Annotated in this window: 16 protein-coding genes; 7 read left to right on the top strand and 9 right to left on the bottom strand. The window is 67.3% G+C overall.

Features of this window, described 5'->3' with window-relative positions; all coding sequences use genetic code 11:
- Positions 1-14 precede the first annotated feature (14 nt).
- From NN4_RS12340 to NN4_RS12320, 5 genes are read left to right on the top strand one after another with little or no spacing between them, the layout of a single operon-like run.
- Positions 15-1,904 (top strand): HAD-IIIC family phosphatase, encoded by a 1,890-nt coding sequence (locus NN4_RS12340; RefSeq protein ID WP_147130060.1) that lies wholly within the window; start codon positions 15-17, stop codon positions 1,902-1,904.
- The gene (locus NN4_RS12335) at positions 1,897-2,154 is read left to right on the top strand and encodes an acyl carrier protein (protein WP_135236392.1); all 258 of its coding nucleotides are present in this window, start codon (positions 1,897-1,899) and stop codon (positions 2,152-2,154) included. The genes NN4_RS12340 and NN4_RS12335 overlap by 8 nt, the downstream gene beginning before the upstream one ends.
- A 26-nt stretch (positions 2,155-2,180) precedes the next feature.
- Entirely contained in the window at positions 2,181-3,989 is a 1,809-nt protein-coding gene (locus tag NN4_RS12330; protein WP_147130059.1) for a non-ribosomal peptide synthetase, read from the top strand.
- Positions 3,990-4,017: 28 nt separating this feature from the next.
- Positions 4,018-5,316 (top strand): ATP-grasp domain-containing protein, encoded by a 1,299-nt coding sequence (locus tag NN4_RS12325; RefSeq protein WP_147130058.1) that lies wholly within the window; start codon positions 4,018-4,020, stop codon positions 5,314-5,316.
- A gap of 23 nt (positions 5,317-5,339) precedes the next feature.
- A complete protein-coding gene (locus tag NN4_RS12320) occupies positions 5,340-6,869 on the top strand; it encodes a condensation domain-containing protein (protein WP_147130057.1) in 1,530 nt (509 codons plus the stop codon).
- Between the two features lie 50 nt (positions 6,870-6,919).
- Here the strand turns inward: NN4_RS12320 and NN4_RS12315 are convergent, their stop codons facing one another.
- A complete protein-coding gene (locus NN4_RS12315; RefSeq protein WP_147130056.1) occupies positions 6,920-7,258 on the bottom strand; it encodes a hypothetical protein in 339 nt (112 codons plus the stop codon).
- Between the two features lie 77 nt (positions 7,259-7,335).
- The gene (locus NN4_RS12310) at positions 7,336-8,103 is read right to left on the bottom strand and encodes a ferritin-like domain-containing protein (RefSeq protein ID WP_222595034.1); all 768 of its coding nucleotides are present in this window, start codon (positions 8,101-8,103) and stop codon (positions 7,336-7,338) included.
- A 142-nt stretch (positions 8,104-8,245) separates the two neighbouring features.
- Between NN4_RS12310 and NN4_RS12305 the strand changes: the two genes are divergently transcribed.
- Complete coding sequence (locus NN4_RS12305; protein WP_147130055.1) at positions 8,246-8,842, top strand: HD domain-containing protein; 597 nt, start codon at positions 8,246-8,248, stop codon at positions 8,840-8,842.
- 84 nt (positions 8,843-8,926) lie between these two features.
- On the opposite strand, the gene NN4_RS12300 is transcribed toward NN4_RS12305, so the two are convergent.
- From NN4_RS12300 to NN4_RS12270, 7 genes are all read right to left on the bottom strand, one after another.
- Entirely contained in the window at positions 8,927-9,502 is a 576-nt protein-coding gene (locus tag NN4_RS12300) for a TetR/AcrR family transcriptional regulator (protein WP_147130054.1), read from the bottom strand.
- Between the two features lie 59 nt (positions 9,503-9,561).
- Positions 9,562-11,481 carry a CHAT domain-containing protein gene (locus NN4_RS12295; protein WP_246180844.1) on the bottom strand — a complete coding sequence of 640 codons (1,920 nt, stop codon included), beginning with the start codon at positions 11,479-11,481 and terminating at the stop codon, positions 9,562-9,564.
- Entirely contained in the window at positions 11,478-13,190 is a 1,713-nt protein-coding gene (locus tag NN4_RS12290) for a CATRA conflict system CASPASE/TPR repeat-associated protein (protein ID WP_246180843.1), read from the bottom strand. The genes NN4_RS12295 and NN4_RS12290 overlap by 4 nt, the downstream gene beginning before the upstream one ends.
- 8 nt (positions 13,191-13,198) lie before the next feature.
- A complete protein-coding gene (locus NN4_RS12285; protein ID WP_147130051.1) occupies positions 13,199-13,564 on the bottom strand; it encodes a CATRA system-associated protein in 366 nt (121 codons plus the stop codon).
- Between the two features lie 28 nt (positions 13,565-13,592).
- Complete coding sequence (locus NN4_RS12280; protein WP_486348124.1) at positions 13,593-14,069, bottom strand: Pycsar system effector family protein; 477 nt, start codon at positions 14,067-14,069, stop codon at positions 13,593-13,595.
- A gap of 269 nt (positions 14,070-14,338) precedes the next feature.
- Entirely contained in the window at positions 14,339-17,572 is a 3,234-nt protein-coding gene (locus NN4_RS12275) for a CHAT domain-containing protein (protein ID WP_147130049.1), read from the bottom strand.
- Between the two features lie 60 nt (positions 17,573-17,632).
- The gene (locus NN4_RS12270) at positions 17,633-19,570 is read right to left on the bottom strand and encodes a potassium transporter Kup (RefSeq protein ID WP_147130048.1); all 1,938 of its coding nucleotides are present in this window, start codon (positions 19,568-19,570) and stop codon (positions 17,633-17,635) included.
- 273 nt (positions 19,571-19,843) lie between these two features.
- On the opposite strand from NN4_RS12270, the gene NN4_RS12265 reads away from it, so the two are divergent.
- The coding region (locus NN4_RS12265) for a class III lanthionine synthetase LanKC N-terminal domain-containing protein (protein ID WP_222595033.1) at positions 19,844-21,189 on the top strand (1,346 nt) is incomplete at its 3' end.

Raw genomic sequence — 21,189 nt, 5'->3', positions numbered from 1 at the left:
AAGAGAGGAGGGTCGTGGACGACCTACTCGACCGCGTCCGGCGGCTCACTGAGCCGGGCGCCGAGCCCGATCCCGCACTGCCAGCCGCGCTGGCGCAGACCCCCGATATCGGCACCGCCCGCGAGGCGGGCAGGCTGCTCGCGCGCATAGATTCCGCGCTGGTGCGCAGGCCGGGCACCACATCGCATCCGCTGCGAGTGGCCGTGGCCGGTTCCTTCACCGCCGACAATCTGGTTCCGCTGCTACGCATTTCGCTGCTCGCCGTGGGCATCGACCCCGAGTTCCACCTGACGCCACCGGATCAACTGCTCATGCAGCTGAGCGATCCGGACTCCGCCTTGACGCGATTCGCACCCGATCTCACGGTATGCCCGATCCACGAGGAGCTGTTCCTCCCCCGCGACGCCGATCCCACCGACCTCGACACCGTGCGCGACCTCCTCGCGCAGCGCCTCGACCTGTTCGGTACGGCGGTGTCGGCCTTCGCGGCGCGCACCTCCGGCACCGTGCTCGCGCACACCGTGCCGCTGCCGCAGATCCGATGGCGGACCGTCAACGCCTACCGGTCGCGCGCGCGGCTGGGCCGGGCCTGGCGCGAACTCAACAGCGGCCTAATCGAATTCGCCGATCGCATCGACAACGTCGACGTAGTGGACCTGGAGCTGCTGCTCACCGACGCCGCCGTCGCGTTGCGCGACGATCGGCTGTACCGCTTCGGCAGCATGGCCTGGTCGCCCGCGGTCGAGCAGCTGTACGCCGGGCAGGTCGCCGGGTACGCCCGCGCGCTGACCGGCCGCGCCAAGAAGTGCCTGGTGCTGGACCTGGACAACACCCTGTGGGGCGGCGTGCTCGGCGACGACGGGCCGGAGAACATCGAGCTCGGCTCGATGTACCCGGGCAATGCCTACACCGAGTTGCAGCGGGCGGTGCTGGCGCTGCGTGATCAGGGCGTGCTGCTCGCGGTCGCGAGCAAGAACGATCCGGACCTGGTGACACAGGTGCTCACCGAGCATCCCGAAATGCTCATTCGCACAGATGATTTCGTCGCCGTCAAGGCGAACTGGGAACCCAAGGACGGCAGTCTGGCGGCGATCGCGGCCGAGCTGAATCTCGGGCTGGACAGCCTGGTCTTCGCCGACGACTCGGCGTTCGAATGCGAGCTCGTCGGTCGCGCGCTGCCGCAGGTCACCGTCGTGCCGCTGGCAGGCGACCCGGCCGGGCACCTCGGCGCGCTGCTGTCCGGCGACCACTTCACCGTGCTCACCACCACCGACACCGACCGGCAGCGCACCGACCTGTATCGAGCCAGGGTGCGTAGGCAGGAGTGGACGAGCAGCCGTTCCGCGCTCGACGGCTACCTGACCGATCTCGGCATCGAGGTAACCATCCGCCGAGCCGACGAGTACCTGCTGCCGCGCATCGTGCAGCTCGGCGGGCGCACCAATCAGTTCAATCTCACCGGGCGCGCGCATTCGGCGCAGCAGACGCGCCGGATGGCCGGCTCCGCCGAGCACGCCGTGCTCGGGTTCGAGGTCAGCGATCGGTTCGGCCGCGAGGGCATCGTGGGGGCGTTGTGGATCGCCGAGCACACCGACCACTGGCTCATCGAGAACGCCGTGATGAGCTGCCGGGTCTTCGCGCGCGGCATCGAGTTCGCGGTGCTGCAAACGGTGATCGACGAGGCCGTCGCGACGGGTGTGGTGCGGCTGGAGGCGGCCTTCCGCAGCAGCGGCCGCAACGGACCGGCCGAGAAGTTCCTGGCCGACGCCGGTTTCGTCACGGCCGACCGCGACCCGGATCCCGACGGCAGCACGCGGCGGATTCTCCCGCTCGACCCGCGTCCGGCCCTGGCCCCCGCGTGGATCTCGGTCCACACCGACGAATGGACGAAACCCCATGTCTGATACGAAAACCACGCTTGCCCAATTGATTTCCACGGTCACCGATCTGCCGCCCGAGCAGATCACCGACGAGCGGCGGTTCGACGAGCTGGACAACTGGACCAGTCACACCGCGCTGCGCCTGTTCACCGCGCTGGAAGACCGCTTCGCGATCCGGCTGGATCTCAAGACCTACTTCCAGACCCCGACCGTCGCGGCGTTGGCCGACCTGATCGCCACCGCCCGTCCGGCGTCCCTACCCCGTCTCCGCTGACTTACCCCGATCGAATCGAGTTCTCCATGTCGACCCTGTCTGCGACGCTGCGACAGTCCCCGACCGCGGCGCACACCTTCGCCTATCTCGCCACGGAACTACCTGATCGTCCGGCCCTGCGGCAGGGCGATATTCAGCTCACCTACCGCGAACTCGCCGGCCGCGCAGGCGCGGTGGCCGCCTGGTTGCGCGGCCAGGGCATCGGCCGCGGCGATGTCGTTGCCACACTGATGGATCGGTCCGTCCGCTGCCTCGCCGGAGTACTCGGCGCGTGGTCGGTCGGCGCGGCGTACGTCCACCTCGAGGCGGCCGATCCGGACCCGCGGCTGCGCGCGTTGCTCGAAACCACCGGTGCCAGAGCCGTACTCACCGATACGCGGAACCGATCGCGGCTTTCCGAGGACGGCTTGCCGGTGCACGTGCTCACCGACGCGGCCAAGGGGGCGCCCGTCGACCTCGCCCTCGGCCTGCACCGCGACGACGTCGCCTATCTGGTGTGCACGTCCGGATCGACCGGCACCCCGAAGGCCGTTCAGGTATCCCATCGTGCCTTGCTCAACTACTGCGCGGCTTTCTGGGAGCGGGTTGCCGTGCCCATCGACAGCTTCGGTCTCACCACGACCTTCGCCGCCGACCTCGGCAAGGTGTCGGTGTACGGTGCGCTGCTGTCCGGTGCCCGGCTGGATGTGTATCCGCGCGAAACAACTCTCGATCCGGTCGCACTGGCCGCGGATCTGGCGGCGCACCCCGCCGACTGCCTCACCTACACGCCGTCCCAACTCGAAGCGCTGGCCGCCGAGGGCGATCTCGCCGTGCTACTGCCGCAACGCCTGCTCGTGGTCGCGGGCGAGGCCTTTCCGCCGCGACTGGCCGCCGCGATCCTGCGCGCCCGGCCGAACCTGGAGGTGCACAACGGTTACGGCCCGTCCGAGGCCACCATTCTGGCGACCATGCACCGGGTGACCGCCGCGGACGCGCATCGCCCGCGGGTTCCGGTCGGCACCGCGCTGAGCGGCGTGCGCGCCGTGGTGCTCGACGACGATCTGGCTCCGGTACCGGACGGAACACCTGGCACGCTGTACCTCGGTGGCGAATGCGTGGCACTGGGATATCTCGGCGACACCACGCGCACCGAGGCCAAGTTCGTGCGGCTCGACGCCTCGGACACCCGGTTCTACTGCACCGACGACCTGGTGATCCGCGAGCCCGGCGGCTCGCTCGACTATCTGGGCCGGGCCGACCGGCAGATCAAGATCCGCGGCAATCGGGTCGAGCCGGGGGAAGTCGAAGCAGCGCTGCTGGTTTCGCCCGGTGTGCGGCAGGCCGTGGTGACCGGTGAGCGCGCACGCCCGGACCAGCCGCTCGAGCTGGTGGCCTACGTAGTGGGAACCGCGGAACCGGCGGAGCTGATCCGGTCGCTGCGCGACGAGCTGCCGTCCGCGCTGGTGCCGAGTCGGATCATGCCGGTCCCGCATATTCCGGTCACCCCGAACGGCAAGGCCGACTTCGCCGCTCTGCGCGCCCTCGCCGACAGCGGGCCTACCCTCATCCGACTGACCGATCCGCCGCGCACCCCGACCGAGCAACTGGTGGCAGGGATTTGGTGCGAGGTGCTCGGCCGGGCCGAGATCGGGCGGGACGAGCGGTTCATGGAGATCGGCGGAGATTCCTTCAAAGCGCTGACGGTGTTCGCGCGGCTGCGGCGGCACTATCGGGCACTGGTCATCGCCCAGATCTACGCGCACGCCTCGATCGCCGAGCTGGCCGCCGCGCTGGATGGCCCGGCCGCCCCGGTCCCGACCTCCGGCCGGGCCGTCACGGTCGTCGAGCTGTGAATCGGCTCCGGTGGAAAGGCAGGTTGTCATGAGCGAACGCCCGACCCTGGTGGTCGTCTATGACGACGGCGCCGCGCATCCGGGTGATATCGCCGTCGGATTGGCGGGGTGGGCGAACTGTGTCTTCGTTCTCGAACCGAACGAGCACACCCGCACGATGGAACCCTTACTGTCCCAATTCGGTTCGGTGCTGTGGGCGGAGTCGCCCGCGCTCGCTGCCGACGCGGTGCGCGCGCACCGGCCCGGCGGCGTGGTCACCTACACCGAGCGCGGTCTCGGTCTGGCGGTCGAGCTGGCGCATGAGCTCGGGCTGCCGTTCCACGATCGGCGGACCCTCGGGGTGCTGACCGACAAGTGGCAGCAGCGGGCCGCGCTGCGCGACGCAGGCGTCGACGCCGTGCGCTGTCACCGCGTCGACGTCGAGTCCGACTGGCCCGCCGCCGTCGCCGCGACCGGACTGCCCGCCGTGCTGAAACCGGCACACGGCGGCGGCAGCCGGAACACCTTCTACATCGACGACGCGACCGCCGGCCTCGAACTCACGCGAACGCTGCTCGCGCAGGACCGGCCCGGCCTGATGGCCGGGGGCACCCTCGTCCTCGAGGAGTACCTGACCGGGCGCGACTGCGGTCCGTTCGGTGACTACGTCTCCATCGAAAGCGTGGTGCAGCACGGGCACATTCACGATCTGGCCGTCACCGGCAAATTCCCGATGGTGCCGCCGTTTCGGGAGACGGGCCGGTTCTGGCCCTCGCCGCTCGGCCCGGACGAGGACGAGCAGGTGCGCACGCTGGCGCGGCAGGCGGTCGAGGCGCTCGGTGTCGTCGCGGGGCTCACCCACACCGAGGTCAAACTCACCCCGCAGGGGCCACGGTTGATCGAGGTCAACGGACGACTCGGCGGCGGCATCAACGAACTCGCCAGGCGCGCACTGGGACTGGATCTGATCGAGCTGGCCGGGCACATCGCGCTCGGCGAATCGGTAAGTACCCCAACGGTTTACCAAGGGACGGCCTATTTCCAGCTGTTCCATCCCGCGCCGCGCCTGCCCGCCACGCTGGTCGCCGTCGACGGCGTGGACGCCGTCAAGCAGCTTCCCGGCGTCACCCTGCATCGACCATACGCCCGGCCCGGCACGCTGTTTCCCGGCGGAGTGGAGACCCGGGAGATGGACATCGTGATGGGCAAGGCCCGCGATATCGGCGAATTGGCCGTCCTCGCAGCGAAAGTCGAGTCGACCCTGCGCTACCGATTCGACTTCCCGGCTTCGCCGGACGCTCCGGCGCACACCCGCACGGTCACCGCCGCAGAACTGGGCCAGTTGTGACCTCGCTACGGAAGGAACTCTCGATGAACGACAACACCGCGGCGCCCGAGGACGTGTTCGCCGCCATCTGGCAGGAAGTACTGCGCGTCGACCAGGTCGGCCCCGACGACGACTTCTTCTCCCTCGGCGGCGATTCTCTGCTCGCGCTGAAGGTGCTCGGGGCGGCGCAGGAGCAAGGCCTGGCGCTCACCCTGCTCGACCTGTTCCGCAATCCGACCCCGCGCGGCGCCTGCGCGGCCCTGTCCAGGTCCGCCGACCGGGCCGCGGCCGACACCGACGACCTACTGTCCCTGCTGGATCAGGCACGGATACCCGACGATGTCGACCAGGCGTATCCGGCGGCGCGCCTGCAACTCGGGCTCATTCACGAGAGCCTGATCAGCGACGGCGCTTTCTATCTCGATGTCGTCTCGCGGACCGTGCACCGCCCATTGGAGCCCACGGTGTTGCGACAGGCCCTGGACCTGCTGTCGGCGCGACATCCCGTGCTGCGCAGCCGTTTCGACCTTGCTACCTTCAGCGAGCCGATGCAGTTGGTGCAGCGGTCCGCGCCGATCCCACTGTCCACCGACGACCATCGCGGACTCGACGACACGGTGAAAACCCAACGGTACGAGCAGATCATGGCGGAGCTCGCGCAACCGTTCGATCCGGAGACCGCGCCGTTGGTGCGAGTTCACGCCACCACCACCGATACTCGCGCTTTCACGCTGTCCTACTCGTTCCATCACGCGATACTCGACGGGTGGAGCGAGGCGGTGTTCTGCAACGAGCTGGTGCGTACCTACGCGGGCCTGCTCGACGGGCAACCGCCCCAATTCCCGGAGCCCGTGCCGTATTCGGAGTTCATCCGCCTCGAACGCGAAGCCATGCGGGCGGCCGACTCCGCGGATCTGTTCCGGGAACTGGCCGGCACTGTGCCCGACCCGGGGCACGAAGTTCCGGTGCATCGCAAAGTAAGTGCCGCGGTGCCCGAAGCCGACACCCGGCGCCTCGAAGAATTGTCCGCGCAGTGGGGTCTGCCACTGAAAAGCCTGCTGTTGGCGGCGAACTGCGCTGCGGTGGGCGAGGTATGGAACACCGAAGCACCGGTGGTCGGGCTGCTGCTCAACGGACGGCCGGAGCGCACCGGCTCCGATGTCACCCTCGGTCTGTTCCTCAATCAACTGCCGCTGCGCCTGGAACTGAGCGACGGCGACTGGCAGGACACGGCCCGGCGGGCCTTCGAGGCGGAGAACCGGCTACTGGCCCACCGCCGCTTCCCGCATTCCGAGGTACGCAAACTGCTCGGCGGCGACCCCTACCACGTCATGTTCAACTACGTCCGCTTCCACCCGCGCGACGAACTACTCGCCGCGGGCCTGATCGCGGCCGAGGAGGATATGCGCGACCACACCAGCCTGCCCGTCCGCGTCGAACTCCTCGACGACCGCCGCGGACACGGCCTCAGCGTGCACGTCACCGCCGACACCGCACGCTTCGGCGAAGACCTGCCCGCACGCCTGCTGAAGGCGCTACTGCACGACATCCACGAGTTGTCCCGACCGCGCTAGGCAGGGTTGGCCTCGGGCGACCACCCGAGGCCAGCGCCGTTCAGCCCCCGCTACTCGCTGCGCCGGCGCCGGTCGCGCACGGTCACCGCGATCACCGAGCGCGCCAGTGCGCGCAGGTCATCGGGGATGAGCAGCGGCTCGACCGCGCCCTCGAAGCCTTCCAGGATTCCCCCGTCGGGCCAGCGCACTTCGTAGCGGTACCAGCAGCGGACCTCGCTCGGATGGTAGGGCAGCTCGAGTTCCAAGCGCACCGCCATCTCTACCAGAGCCGCCGCCACCTGCGCTGCGCCACCCGTGTTGCTCACCTGCCACCAGAGCGGGCTCGAGCGGTCGGCTTCGGAGATTTCGACCAGGTACATCAGCTTGCCCCTGTCGCTGAACTCGGTCACATCTGACACCATGCCAGAACAAACCGGTCAGGCGCGCCAAAAACGCTGCGCGGCGGCGCATCTCGCGCCGATCATGATCAATGTTTCAACAAACTGAGCGTGGCCCGCCGCGCCTCGGTCCCGCTGCTGGTAATGGCCACCGACTCGACGGAGACAGCGGTCGGCACAATGCCCTTGAACAAACCGATCACGTCGAGGACGAAACCGGTTCGAGTGACGCCCAATCGGCGCAGCGCGGGTCCGTGGTCGGCGGCGACCACCACGGTCGCGCCGATCAGCACGATCCACCACAGCAGCACCGGGATGACCCGGGCCGGACCCGAGGCCGTTGCGAACGCGAGCCGCAGACGGTGGCAGTGGAACGGCACGTGCCGCAGTTCGTCGTTCAGGATCAGCCCGGCGACCTGGGCGGTCAGCGCGTCGTCGGTGCCGTCGCGCAACGCACGGTAATACCGCAGCGCGACCACCTCGGCGACCATCAGCACCATCAACTCCAGCCGCAAACCCAGCGCCCGCCGCAGCTGCACGAACACCGCGTCACTCCAGTGTCCGCGAATGGTCTGCGCCCCACCGGCCTTCAGCAGCAACTCCAGCATCCGGGCATGATTGACCTCCTCGGCGACGAACAATCGCACCGCGGCGGCGTACACCGGGTCGCCCGCGGCTTCGGCCTTCGCAATCAGATTCGCCCCGTCCCCGCTCTCGCCGACCTGAAACCGCTGCACGCTGCGCGCGACCGCCGGATCGAGGTGCGCTCCCCGATTCCAGTCCGGCTCCCCCGCCGCCGCCCTGGCCACCACCTTCGCCTCGAACTCCGTTGCCCACCGGGAAAACTCACCCTGCACAAGACCTCCATACGCGTCGGCCCGCCGCCACCGGCGGCGAGCTTCTCCGGATACCTGCAGGCCAACCTAGACAACGATTGTGCAGGTCTTCGGTGCCGAACGTGGAGATCCTGTGCAGAGAACCCACTGGCACAATAAGTTCGTGAAGCTCCAGGACCTGACGATCCCCGACTCCGCGAGTTGCCGCGCCGCCACCGAGGTGGCGGCCGCCTACTGCACGCCTGCCCTGTACAACCACTCGGTCCGCTCGTACCTGTGGGCCGCAGGCCATGCGCGGCTCGACGGCATCGCCTTCGACGCGGAACTGCTGTATGTCGCGGCGCTGCTGCACGATCTCGGCCTGGTCGAGGAGTTCGACAACCACGGTCTCTCGTTCGAGGTCGCGGGCGGTCACCTGGCCTGGGTCTTCGGCGCCGCCGCCGGCTGGCCCGTGCCGCGGCGCGTGCGGGTTTCCGAGGTGATCGTCGCCCATATGGCGGACAGTGTCGACGTCACCGTCGACACCGAAGGGCATCTCCTGGCATACGGGACCTCAGTGGACATCTCTGGTCGCGACTGTACGGCGCTCCCCGCCGAGTTCCGCCGCAGCGTCCTGGAGAGCCACCCCCGCGCCGGCCTCCCCGAAGAATTCCGCACCTGCTTCCAGAACCAAGCCGAACGGAAACCGCACAGTTCCCCCGCCGCTGCGCTGCGCAGCGGTATCGCCACCCGCATCGCGACAAACCCGCTCGATCGCTGACCACACGTCGGGCAGCCCCCTTCCACGGCGGTACTGGCCCAGATCAACGCGCAGGTGGCCGCCCGACTGAGCGACACGAGATGACTACATGTCGCGCAACGTCTGCACGGCAAGGGCGATCTGCTCGCCATCCACCGCCGCGGCAGCGGCCGGTGCGGTCAGATGCGTCATCGCCAGTCCCTGGAACAACAGGAAGTACAGCGTCCCGACGGCTCGCGCCTGCTCCACGGACAGCTCGGGATGCACCTCGCGCAACGTAGTCGCGAGATCGTCGAACGCACTCTGGATGGCCGCTGCCATGTACTCCTGCGACTCCGGCGACCGCGCGATGAGCAGGGCATTCTCCGCACTCAGCAACAGCGCCTCATGGCTGCTGTCGAGCACCTCGAGCAGACCGGTCCAGGTGGGCCCCAACGCATCCCACAGCGATTTGCCCGCGCCTCCGGCCCGGATCGCCGCCTCCATGCTGTCACCCACCCCGCCGCCGACCGACTCGGCGATCGCCTCGGTGACCAGCCGGTCCTTCGACCCGAAGTGATACCCGATGGCCGCGAGACTCACGCCGGCGGCTCCGGCGATATCACGCGCGGTGGTCTTGGCGAGGCCACGCTCGAGCACGGCCTTGCGCGCTCCGGCCAGCAGGTCTTCGCGATTTCCCATCTTGCGAGGCTATCAGCGTCTTAGACATTTGTCGTAGACGGATGTCTTACCTCAGGTGGTCAGGCGCCATATGCGGTGAATCCGGCCCAGATGAAGGAGTTGTCGCCGCGGGCGTACGACGCCGAGATGACGGACCGCAGCGCGACGTGCCCTTCCTCGCCCGCTCGCAGTCCGCGATGGAGATCTTCCAGAAAGGTGATCGTCGCGCGGGAATCGACCACCGGTATCGCGGAGGCGATCACGGTGCGCGCCCCCGCCGACAGGAAGACGGCGGGGAAGCCGAGCAGTTCGTTCGGCAGACTCGTCACGACCCCGCCCACGTAGCAGGCCGACAGGACGACCACCCCGCCCGGCGCCACCGGCCGAATGAGGAACTCACTGAGGGATATCGGATTCTCGCCGAGCAGCAGCACCGAGTTGAACACCGGCTCCTCGACCAGTACGCCGTGGCACGCGAGGTGCACGATGGCGGCGCGCTCGATGCCGTCCAGGATGCCGCCGTCCGGGTGCGGCGCGGCAGGGTAAAGAACTAGATCATCCGCGATCTCGCGTTGCCTGCTCGGTGCCATGGTCCGGACGCGGATCGGTTCGTCGTCGTCCGGTATAGGCGTCCTGCTCGGTCGCAGATTCACCGAATGTGTCTGGTGTATCGCGGCTATCGCGTCACCCTCCGGCCCGACCTTCGGCAAGAAATCATCGCCTGTCGACGGATCCACGGCAACCACCGCCGCGCGGGAAACCGGTCTGGCATGCAGAGTGGCGGTGAGAAAGATGCTGGCGTTGGGTACGACGGTCATGTCGAAGTGCAGTTGCGCGGGTCGCCCGTCCACCAATGCACCGCCGAGTGGCAGCGTGGCCGCTGCACCGACCGGCGCGAGCGCAAAGGCATGTAGGTCCGGCCAATGCATGCCGATCCCCGCCAAGGTGGCCGCGCCGAGTTCGGACAGGATCTCGCTGAGTTCGTTGTGCAGCGCCACCGCGCCCAGACCGTCGTACTCTCGCCGCCGATAGAGCTCGACGATGCGCACCTGCCACGCTTGCACCTGCTGACTCGTGAACCCAGGCAGGTCGACGCTGACTGTCCGGCCGATACGCGCGGTGTCGCCGAAGGTACGAAACGCGACACCGCCGAGCGGAGTCGCGACGACGTAAACGATGTCGCGGCCCGAGCGGACGGCCGCCAGCTCGGTGACGCAGTGCCGCACATCGGCTTCGAGCGTGATGCGGTGGGGCGGTGCGGCTTCGACGAGTTTCACCTGGCGGGCACGGAACTCCTCGAGCCGCCGATTGATCACTCGGGTATCACGGTCCCGGTGATCCCAGAATTCCTCCGACTGGATATCGGCGACCCACCGCTGGTTTTCTTGCGCGAGGTCGAACAGACGCTGCGGGTCGGGGTCGACAGCGCGGATCGCCGTCATCACCTGAGTAGCCAGATACAAACTGCCCGAGACGTTTTCCAGCAGCAGCGGCGCGAACGCGGGCATCGAACACCGGTGGTTGGCATAGGCGCCGAGCTCGAAGACGAGCTGATTGGCCGCCCGCAACGGCATCTGGGTCTCGTCGTTCTGCCAGAACTGCGCCACCGCGTGTGCGTAGGCGCCGGAATGCATCGTCGCCATCATCGCCACCCGGAACCAATTACACTCCGGTAGTCGCGTTTCCAGGATGATCGCCCAGCGCAGCACCTCGGTGCCGATCAACGCCTTCCGCAGATCGGTACCCATCGTCGGCACGAATTCCAAGACGAACAGATTCAATTCGGCAAGCGTCGCGCGAACCTGCTCCAGCGAATCCGATCCTTCAGCGAGGGTGAACTGCTGCCTCAGCTGCTCCACCCGCCGCACCAACACCGGATCGATCCGGCTCTTCTTCCGCTTGAACACCTGCCGAGCCAATCCGTTCGAGTAAGACTTGCTGAATACCAGATCGCTCAGCGCGACCTGATCCATTGCGCCCCAGGGCAGCTGCGGACTCATCTGACCCACAGCCAGCCGTCCTTGTCGTAGTTCTTCGTTTGCACCCGGCGGCGCTCGAATCGAAAGGACTCGAGGAGTGGGTATTCGGGTTCGACAACCACCTCGTGCAGCCAGCCCGAGATCATGAACTCCAAGTCCGAATCCGGGTTGTCGGCCAGAGCCTGATACAGCGGTTGGCTGTCGAGGAGTCGGATGATCTCGATAACCGTCTCGCCGGTGAACCCGATGTCACCGGGGCCGAACATGCCGACGGCGGCCGAGGCGCGCAACCGCATGCGATCCGGTGAGCGCCGATTGTCGATGACGATCAACTCATGCCATGCACGCATCAAAGTCGGTAGTGCGTTGGGGATTTCGGTCGTCAGCGGAAGGAACACCTTCATTCCGTCGCCTGTGCCTTCCCGATCGGTCTCCGCCAGTTCGAGTCCGAGCGCCCGCACCACCTCGCGGACCAGGGCGGCCAGTCTGCGTTGGACGTCGTTCTGCGCCGGGGCGGACCGGCGGCTGTAGCCTGCTATGTCCACGGCGAAGCCGAGGCGCAGTTCGGTCCGGCCGCGCGGTGGTGTCGCGGCCGGAACCGGAACCGGTTCTGTCAGCACTGATTCCGGCGCAGCCGGGGCGCCCTGAGGTCCGATGCGCCTTGCCGCCAACAGCTCTCGCATGTGCCGCACCCGCTCCAGCGCGGTGTGCAAGTAGTCAGACGCGTCGCTGACCCGTTGTGGCAGCAGCTCGGCCAGAGCGTGGTCCGCGGGACACGGCGCCGGCATGGATAGCCGCATGTTGTGCTCGGCGATCTCGATCGTGTGCCGTATGTCCTGCAAGTCGCCCAGTGTCGCAACCAAGTTCGCCTCATCGGCGGCCAAGGCCCGGATCTGCTCCGTGGCCGCCGGCACCGCACCCGAGGCTGTCAGGACCGGAGCGAGCCCGATGACTCGGTCTTTGGCCCGCCGCTGCAGCTGCCGAAGCCGTGTCCCGTCACCGAGGACGCGGGCTTGGTATCGAAGTTTGGCTGCGTGCATGAGGTAACGAGCCAGCGGCGGCATCGCTACCCCGCCGTCACTCCAGGTCCACGCACTCAGCTCGTCATCGCGCCCACGGGGTGCGCCGACGACGAGAATGCGGTTCGGGTCGGTATCAACCGAGCCGAACTCCCATGCCACCAGGTCCGATCCGCCCGGGGTCGGCTGCGGCAGCCAGGGTTCCGTGGTCAAGCGGAACGGCAAGGCCCACTGCGCGGCCCGCGGCATGGCGACGCTATTTTCATCCGGAATCTGCGCCTGGTACAGCACAGCGGTGCCGAGAAAGGCATCGACGCCCGCGATAGAGAGCTGCCGCCACCACCGGTCGAATTCGCGCCAGCCCGGTGGCACCGCCGATCCGATGCGCAGCCGACGGCCTTCGGTATCCAGCGGAGCGGCGAACACCAGGGAGAAGTTCAGGATGTCGTGGTCACGCCGGGCGATCATTTGATAATCCCCAGTGCGGTCCTCCGCAACCGCGAGTGGCGCGCCCGTTCCGCTGTGCAGTCTGCCCTCCGGTAACCACGACGGCAGACCGAATGCACCCACCGAGCGGTCGATTCCGAGTTGCTCGCTGCTACGTGTCCAGATCGCGCGCAGTTGCTGTTCCGCAGCCTCCGCCCACGGGCCGTCGAGCGGCGCGAACACGTGCACGACCAACTCTTGGTCGTCCAAGCCGTCCTCGACCATCGCCACGCCTACTCGTGCTCGTCGGTCGCGATCGAGGTGGCCGATGCCGGATCCCCACCCAGCGTGTGCACCAGAGTGTTCACCCGATCCATCACCCGGCTCGGCGCAGACGAGCGGTCGCCGGCGCCGATGCGGGTGGCCCTGACCGGACCCATCAGCTCGACCTCGTCGATGGCTGCCCGGACGGCGAGCGCGTCACCATTCATCAACGGCTCGACAAGGGCGTCAACTGCTTGCGCCACGTGTTCCCACCGTGGCGGTGGCAGCCGCCACTCAGCGAGATCGCTCAGCACATCGAGGAGGTCGTCCCGCGTTTCATCATCGAGCGGCGGTACGCCCGGCGTGGGCACCGGCCCATCGACAGGTTCACTCATATGTCTCACCTCAGTTATCCGGTCGCCGCTACTGGCCATGCACGTGCGCTGCCTGCCACGTCGCGAGCGCGATGCACACCGCGCACAACAGCAGAGCTATCCCGAAGGTGCGCAGCGCCTTTCTGAATGCCACGTACTTTCTTCCGGCGATACCGGCGAGAGCATGATTCTGCGACCATGCCTCGTCCAGCGTCGATCGGTGCTCCAGATTCCACGGAGGCCGCCCTTCCGCAACAACGCTCGGCCACGCAAACCGGTTGCTACCCATAGACGTCATACGCGGAACGAGCGCCACATACAGGTATCCGGCGGTAACCACGATGGCACCCAATAGCAGCAACAAGGCCATGATCAACGTCCACTTGCAGTCGAACTCGGGATTAGCGAGCGCCTTCTGAAAAGAATCAGCTTTCGACGCGACGGCGGCCATCACGATGCCGAGGGCAGCCGCCAGTACGGTCAGCTTGGTGTCGGCATTCTTGATCCAGTTGCCGAACTCCGTCATGGTCAACTTGGCATCCTCCCAGGGCGGAACCGTGTCTCTGTCGACCTCCCCGAGAGCGGAAAGACTCTCCCGCACAAGCTCATTCCGACTATCTGGCCGCGCCTTGCGACCAAGTCCGGCCAGTACTCTCGCGAGCAACGTCAATTTCCGAATCACCATCCCCCGTGCATCACGAAAGGTTCTGCGTAGCAACAGTTTATCGATGGACGACCGAATGCGATGTCCCCCAAACGTCCTACAGCGGCCGCCGATCCCCCGTTGCCGGATTCCTATACGCCCTGATGGAGATGGGCGGCCCAGCGCGTGGGAATCATCGGATTGTCGTCGCGCAGTCGGCGAACCGCCTCGGCAAGCGCGTACGCGGCGTCTTCGGTCCGCGGTGGCTGGGTGCCGTTCCTGGTGAGCCGAGTGTAGAAATCGACAGCGATACGTATGGCGGCCGCATCGTTGATCGGCCACAGCGTGCCGATGACGTGCCGGTAGCCCGCGAGATGAATTGCGGCAGTGAGGTGAATGGCCTCATCGACCAGAGCCGCGGTGGTGTGCGTGGTGCTGCACACCGACAGGTAAGCCAGATCAGCGGAGGTCAAGTCGAGTCGCGCCAAAGCGGTGACGGTGAGCGGCGCGCTCGCATGGTCGTAGAGCAACAGGCGGCTGTCCGCCGGACGGGCTTGGTCGGATACGCCGTGACAAGCGAAGTGCGCGATCGAGTGCCCTGCCAGCGCGGTAGCGACCGCATCATGCGTGGCGTTGGGGCCATCGAGGATCAACGGGCCGGCCAGTAGACGGGTCAGCCGCCGAGTCTCTCGATGCACACCCGGCAATGGCATCCCGCCGGGCACGCCGGGCGTGCTGGGCATAGCAACGATCATCGCGGTCGACGCGGCGGTCAGCGTACGGCCGCGTGCCCGTTCGAGCAGCCGAATCGTGGTGATGTAGGACGACACGGTGCGATCCAGGACCGTACGACGACCGGGCACGGTGTGGTGACCCGCGGCGTGGAGCGGAAAGTATGCCAGCACGCCCACCGGGCACCACCTGATCCGCGGTCGGGGATTGACCATCAGGGTGATGCCGAGCCGATCGAGCACACTGCTCGCGATCGTGTCCCACAGCCAACCGAGGATCTCGTGGATATCCCGTTGCGCGGCATCCTGGTCGGCGGGCGACTCGTCCGCTGCGGCCAACGCCGCGGTCAACCGGTCTACTTGCTTCTTGGCGGTCTTCAGGGTGAGGTCCGGCAATGGCACGGACTCCACGTTTTCGCCCGGGACGTCCCGCAGAATGAGCGCCCCGCATCCCCCGTTGTCCGCGTAGACCATGACTATCGCGCCGTCGTCGGCTTGCCGCCGCAATCGAGAAGCGCTGGGTGGCAGCAGGAATTCGGCAAATCCGGGCACCGCTCTGATGCGCTCCAACAACGAAGTCCATTGCTGGAGCGCACGTTTGCGCTGCTCGCCGACCTCGCTCGCGCGCCTGGCGCCACCGCTGCCGCCATCGGGCTGCGTCGACACCAGAGCGACTTCTTCCATCGTGGTGAATTGCGCTCGCAGACTATCGAATTCGGCGGCGAGTTCCGGTGCTGCCCGATTCAGGGCGGTCAGGTCGGTGCGGTCTTCGATTGTCTCGTTGAGCAGCAAACCGCGGGTTTGCTCGAGCAGTTCCACCGCACGCCCGGGCCGCCCGGCAGCGACCGCTATCGCACAGACTTCCGACGCCAGTCCGGCCAGCCGGCCGAGCCCCTGTTCGCGATCGTGGCGCGACCACGCCCGAGGAGCGATCTGCGGTATCGACGCCACGACGGCCTCGATAGCGCCGAGCGCGGCGTCGGGTGCCATGAGTGTCATTTCGATACCCGCCAACATTCGACCGGCGGCGATGCGCTTGGTGATCGGTGATGTCGGTGATGTCGCGGCTGCCCCGGCTACGTCACGCGCTTCGAACTGGTAAGCCACATCCTTGGTACGCACGAACATTCGCTGCAAGGCCAGCGCCAGGTTCGTCAGGTACCCGGCACGGGCTGGGTCGTCGACCGGGGTCGCCGCGACCGCATCGCGGCCCACCTGCACCGCCTCCACCAACACGGATAGTTCACCGGTCCGCTCGAACGCTCGCTGCAAGATGCCACCGAAGTTGGACAGGTACATCCGCCGATCGGGGTCATCGGCCGCAGTGGCCGCGATGCCCGCACGAGCCAGCTGCACGGCTTCCGCTATCACGGCGGGATCACCCGTTCGCTCGTGCAGCGTCCGCAGGATGACGCCGAGACTCGACAGACGTCCGCTCCGGTGCCGATGGTCAGCTTCGGTGGCCGCCAAGGCTGCCCGACTGACGCACGCCGCTTCTTCCAGTATCGGCAGTTCCTTCGTACGCTGGTACAACCGCTGCAGCGTGATCTCCAGATTGCCGAGGCACACCGTTCGGTCCGGGTGATCTACGGGAGCGCTGGCGACCGCGCGCCGACCCGCATGCACCGCCTCTTCGAGCGCTGCAGCCTCACCCGTGCGTTCGTACATCGATTTGAGCGCGAGGCCGAGGCTCGACCAGCGCCTTGCCATGGCGGGATGGTCCGGCGGCGTTGCGTCGACCGCCGAGCGACCAGCGCGCACCGCCTCCTCGATGACCGAAACCTCGCCGGTGCGGTCGAACTGAGCGTGCAGCGCGATCTCCAGGTTGCTCGCGAGCGCCGCTCGATAGGCATCGTCGGCCCCGACGGCTGCCACTGCAGATCGGCTGACCCGCACGGCCTCCTCGATCACGCCCAGATCACCAGTCCGCTCGAACAACCCGGTCAGGGTGAACCCCAGGTTGGACCGCAGCCTGGCCTCTAGGAAGTGCCCATCCGGCACTATCGAGACTGCCTCTCGACCAACCCGCGCGGCCTCCTGGACAGCCGCCACATCACCCGTCCGCTCGAACAGTTCCCGCAGGATCATCCCGAAGTCGTTCAAGCATCCGGGCCGAATCGGGTCGTCTACCGCGATCGCGGCTACGGCGCTCCGGCCGATCTGCACTGCTTCCTCGAGTACCGCGACATCACCGGTGCGCTCGAACAGTCCCCGCAGGATCATCGCAAGATTCGACAGCGACCCGCCGTGGGCGAAGTGATCCTCCGGCGCAGCGGCTACTGCGTCCCGTCCGGCCTGCACCGCTTCCAGCAGCAGCGCCATGTCACCTGTTTCCTCGAACAACGAACGTAGCGCGGATCCCAGGTTCGTCAGGCACACCGCGATGCGGGGGTCCGCTGGGGGCATGGTCGCCACCGCGCTCCGGCCTGCTCGCACGGCCTCGCGCAGCATCGCCACATCGCCGGTCAGTTCGAACAATTGACGGGCTGCGAGACTCAGGTTCGACAGCGCCATGACCTCGTCGTCGTGCCCATTCAGCGCCGCGGCTCCGTCGCGGAGCATGGTAACCATCGCGCGCAAAACCGAAACATCTCCGGTTCGGTCGAACTCCGCATACAGTGCCAGCGCCCGGTCGTTGATTGTCGCGGCATCCACAGAGGAAGCGTATTGATGCACACGCGAAAGCGGTGTCCCCCAAACGGCTTACAGCGCTGTCTACACCTCGACGCGCTCCCCCATGATCACCGTTCGCTGGCCCGGTAAACCGAAATACTCCGCGGCGTCGGCGGTGATGTAAGAGGTGGCGATGAACAAGCGCTTGCGCCACTGCGCCATGGTGGGTGCTGGACCGCGTTTCAACTCGATCTTGGACAGGAAGTAGGACGCATCCGCCACCGAGATACGCCCTTCGGTATGCGCGGGGTCGAGCAGGCGCAGCGTGGCCGGGATGTTCGGGGTTTCCATGTAGCCGAAATGTGCTGTCACATGGATGATTCCGTCTTCGGCGTAGCCGAGCGCGTCGATCTCGGTGCGCGATACGTCGGGCACGCGCGGTACCGGAAGTGTGTCGATCGACATGATCACCACGTGCTCGTGCAGCACGCGATTGTGTTCGACATTGGCCCGCATCGCCAGCGGCGCGGTCTCTTTGCCGCGGTTGAGGAAGACCGCGGTGCCGGGGACGCGCAGCAAAGGTGGTTCGTGGTGCTGCAATTCGTCCACGAAGGCGCGCAGTGGGCCTTCCTTCTCCTCCCGCGCACGGGTGACGACGTCGCGACCGCGCGCCCAGGTGCTCATCACGGTGAACGCGGTGAGCCCGATCAGCAGCGGCAGCCAGGCGCCGTGCACGAGCTTGGTCATGTTCGCCGACAGGAACATCGCGTCGACCGCGAGCAGCGGGACCGCGCCGAGCAGGACGAGCCACAGCGGGGTGTGCCATTTGATCCGGGCGAGGTAGAAGAACACCAGGGTGGTGATGGAGATCGTCGCGGTCACCGCCATGCCGAACGCGTAGGCCAGCGCCGCCGAACTGCGGAAGGCGAACACCAGCGTCAACACCGAGATCATCAGCACCCAGTTGATCCACGGCACATAGATCTGACCGATGGTCGACTCCGAAGTGTGCGCTATCCGCAACCTTGGCAGGTAACCGAGTTGCGCCGCTTGGGAAGCCACCGAGTAGGCGCCGGTGATCACGGCCTGCGAGGCGATCACCGTGGCGGCGGTCGCCAGCAGCACCAGCGGCAGCCGCGCCCAGCCGGGGGCGAGCAGAAAGAACGGACTGCCCACGGTGCTCTCGTCACCGAGGATCAGCGCACCTTGACCGAGATAGCTGAGGGCACAGGCGGGTAGCACGAGCCCCAGCCAGCCCCGGGTGATCGCCTTCCGGCCGAAGTGGCCCATGTCGGCGTAGAGGGCCTCGGCGCCGGTGACCGCGAGCACGATCGCGGCCAACGCGAAGAAGGCGATACCGAAGTGCCCGACCATGAAGCTCAGCGCATAGGCCGGCGACAACGCCTTCAGGATCTCCGGATGGCGCACGATGCCGGACACACCGAGGATCCCGATCGTCGCGAACCACAGGATCATCACCGGTCCGAACAGCCGGCCCACCGCCGCGGTGCCGCGCCGCTGCACCGAGAAGAGCCCGATGATGATCACCGCCGTGATCGGCACGATCAGCTCTTCCAGGCCGGGCTGCACGATCTTCAGGCCCTCCACCGCGGACAACACCGAGATCGCCGGAGTGATCATGCTGTCACCGAAAAACAATGCGGCACCGAAGATTCCGAGACCCGCCAGCAGCGTGGCGGTCCGGCCGCCGCGCTTACCGCCCAGTCGTCGCAGCAGGGTGATGAGCGCCATGATCCCGCCCTCACCATCGTTGTCCGCGCGCATCACCAGCGTGATGTAGGTGAGCGTGACGATGATCATCACCGACCAGAAGATCAGGGATACAACGCCGTACACGTTGTCCGGGCTGATCGGCACCGGATGCGGATCGCCCGGGTTGAAGACCGTCTGAATGGTGTAGATCGGGCTGGTTCCGATGTCGCCGAACACCACCCCGAGGGCCCCGACCACGATCGCCGCCCCCGCTGTCCGGCCACCGGTGGGACGCAACGACGGACCGACCTCGACCCCTGTGCCCATGACGCCTCCTCGCTGCGCGGCTCCAACCCATCGTGCCGTGGTTCGCCGCCACGTCACCGTAGCCACGCGGCGAGTCGACGAACCGGCTCGAGCGCTCTGCGGCGCGGCACCGTGCTGGGCCGGTAATCCGAGAGATCCGACCGGTCAGGCATCCGGCGCATCGATCGCCCGCACACCAGAAGTATGGGCACGACGCTCCCCCACCCGGCGATTAGCATCGGGGCACGCTTTGCCGCAAATCGCTGTGTAGTACCGGATGAGGGGCATCCATCGATGACCGAGGTGCTTGCTGGTCGGCCCGCGGACTCGGCCGTCACGGCGGGCTATCGGTCGATCGCGATGGCGGTGCTGGCGGAGTCGACCGCGGGCATCCGGTGGCGGTTGTGCGTCGATGAAACCTGGTGCACGGTAACCCCGCCGAGGCATCGGCCGCGGTCACAAGGCTGGAAGTTGCACGTCTCCGCCACTCCGGTGTCCGCGCCAGCGGTGCTGGCCAACGCGGCGCGGGTGCTCGCGGCGCACGAGTGCGCATTCAAATTCGCCGCGACTCCGCGAATCATCGCCGAGCTCAACGGGGTTCGGGCCGACCGAGCGCAGTCGGGCAAGTTCCTCACCGTGTACCCGGTCGACGACGATCAGCTGCGGATACTCGCGGAGCAACTGCACGAGGCCACCGTCGGACTCACCGGCCCGGCGATTCTGTCCGATCGCCGCTATCGGCCGGACAGCCTGGTGCACTACCGGTTCGGGTGTTTCGCGGGTCCCAGCGAACTGGACGACACGGGTTTCTACGAGGGACAACTGCGCGCACCGGACGGCACCTCGACCGCGGACGCGCGGAACCCGTGGTTCTCGCCGCCATCCTGGGCCAGCCCGCCGTTCGACCCGCCTGCGAAGAATGGTCCGCCGCGCAAGCGCGGCGACCCGGTGCTCATCGCGGGCCGCTATCTCGTCACCGCGGCGATCCGGCACTCCAATCGCGGCGGCGTCTACCGCGCCCGCGACCAGCACACCGGCGACCAGGTGCTGCTCAAGGAGGCCCGTCCGCACATCGCGGCGGACCCCACCGGGCAGGATGCCCGAGACCGGTTGCGGCACGAGGCAGCGATCCTGCGGCGGCTCGGCCCGACCGGGATCACCCCCGCACTGCGCGACGTCGTGACGGTCGCCGGGCACGTGTTCCTCGTCGAGGATCTGATCGAGGGTACCAGCCTGCAACGCTGGCCCGCCGGGCGCGAGCGGCAGGTCCCGGTGGCCGAGGTCTGGCAATTGGCCCGCGAGCTCACCGAGCGGATCGCCACGGTGCACGAAATGGGTTATGTGCTGCGCGATCTCGCGCCGAGCAATGTCATGGTGACGCCGGACAACATCCCGGTGCTGATCGATATGGAATGCACGGTGCGCACCGATCAGTCGGCGTATATCGCGGGCACACCAGGATTCGGCGCGCCGGAATACTTCGGTGCGACCGGGCGCGACACCGCTGAGCCGCTGCCCGCGCCGGGTCCGGAAGTCGATTGCTTCAGCCTCGGCGCCACCCTCCTCTTCGTCGCCGCCGGTATCAACCCGGTACTGGCGGCCGACGCACGGCCGACCGGTGCGCGCCTCGCGGCGATCGT

Source organism: Nocardia ninae NBRC 108245, from assembly GCF_007990755.1.
Classification (GTDB): domain Bacteria; phylum Actinomycetota; class Actinomycetes; order Mycobacteriales; family Mycobacteriaceae; genus Nocardia; species Nocardia ninae.
This window is presented reverse-complemented; position numbering and strand designations above follow the sequence as displayed.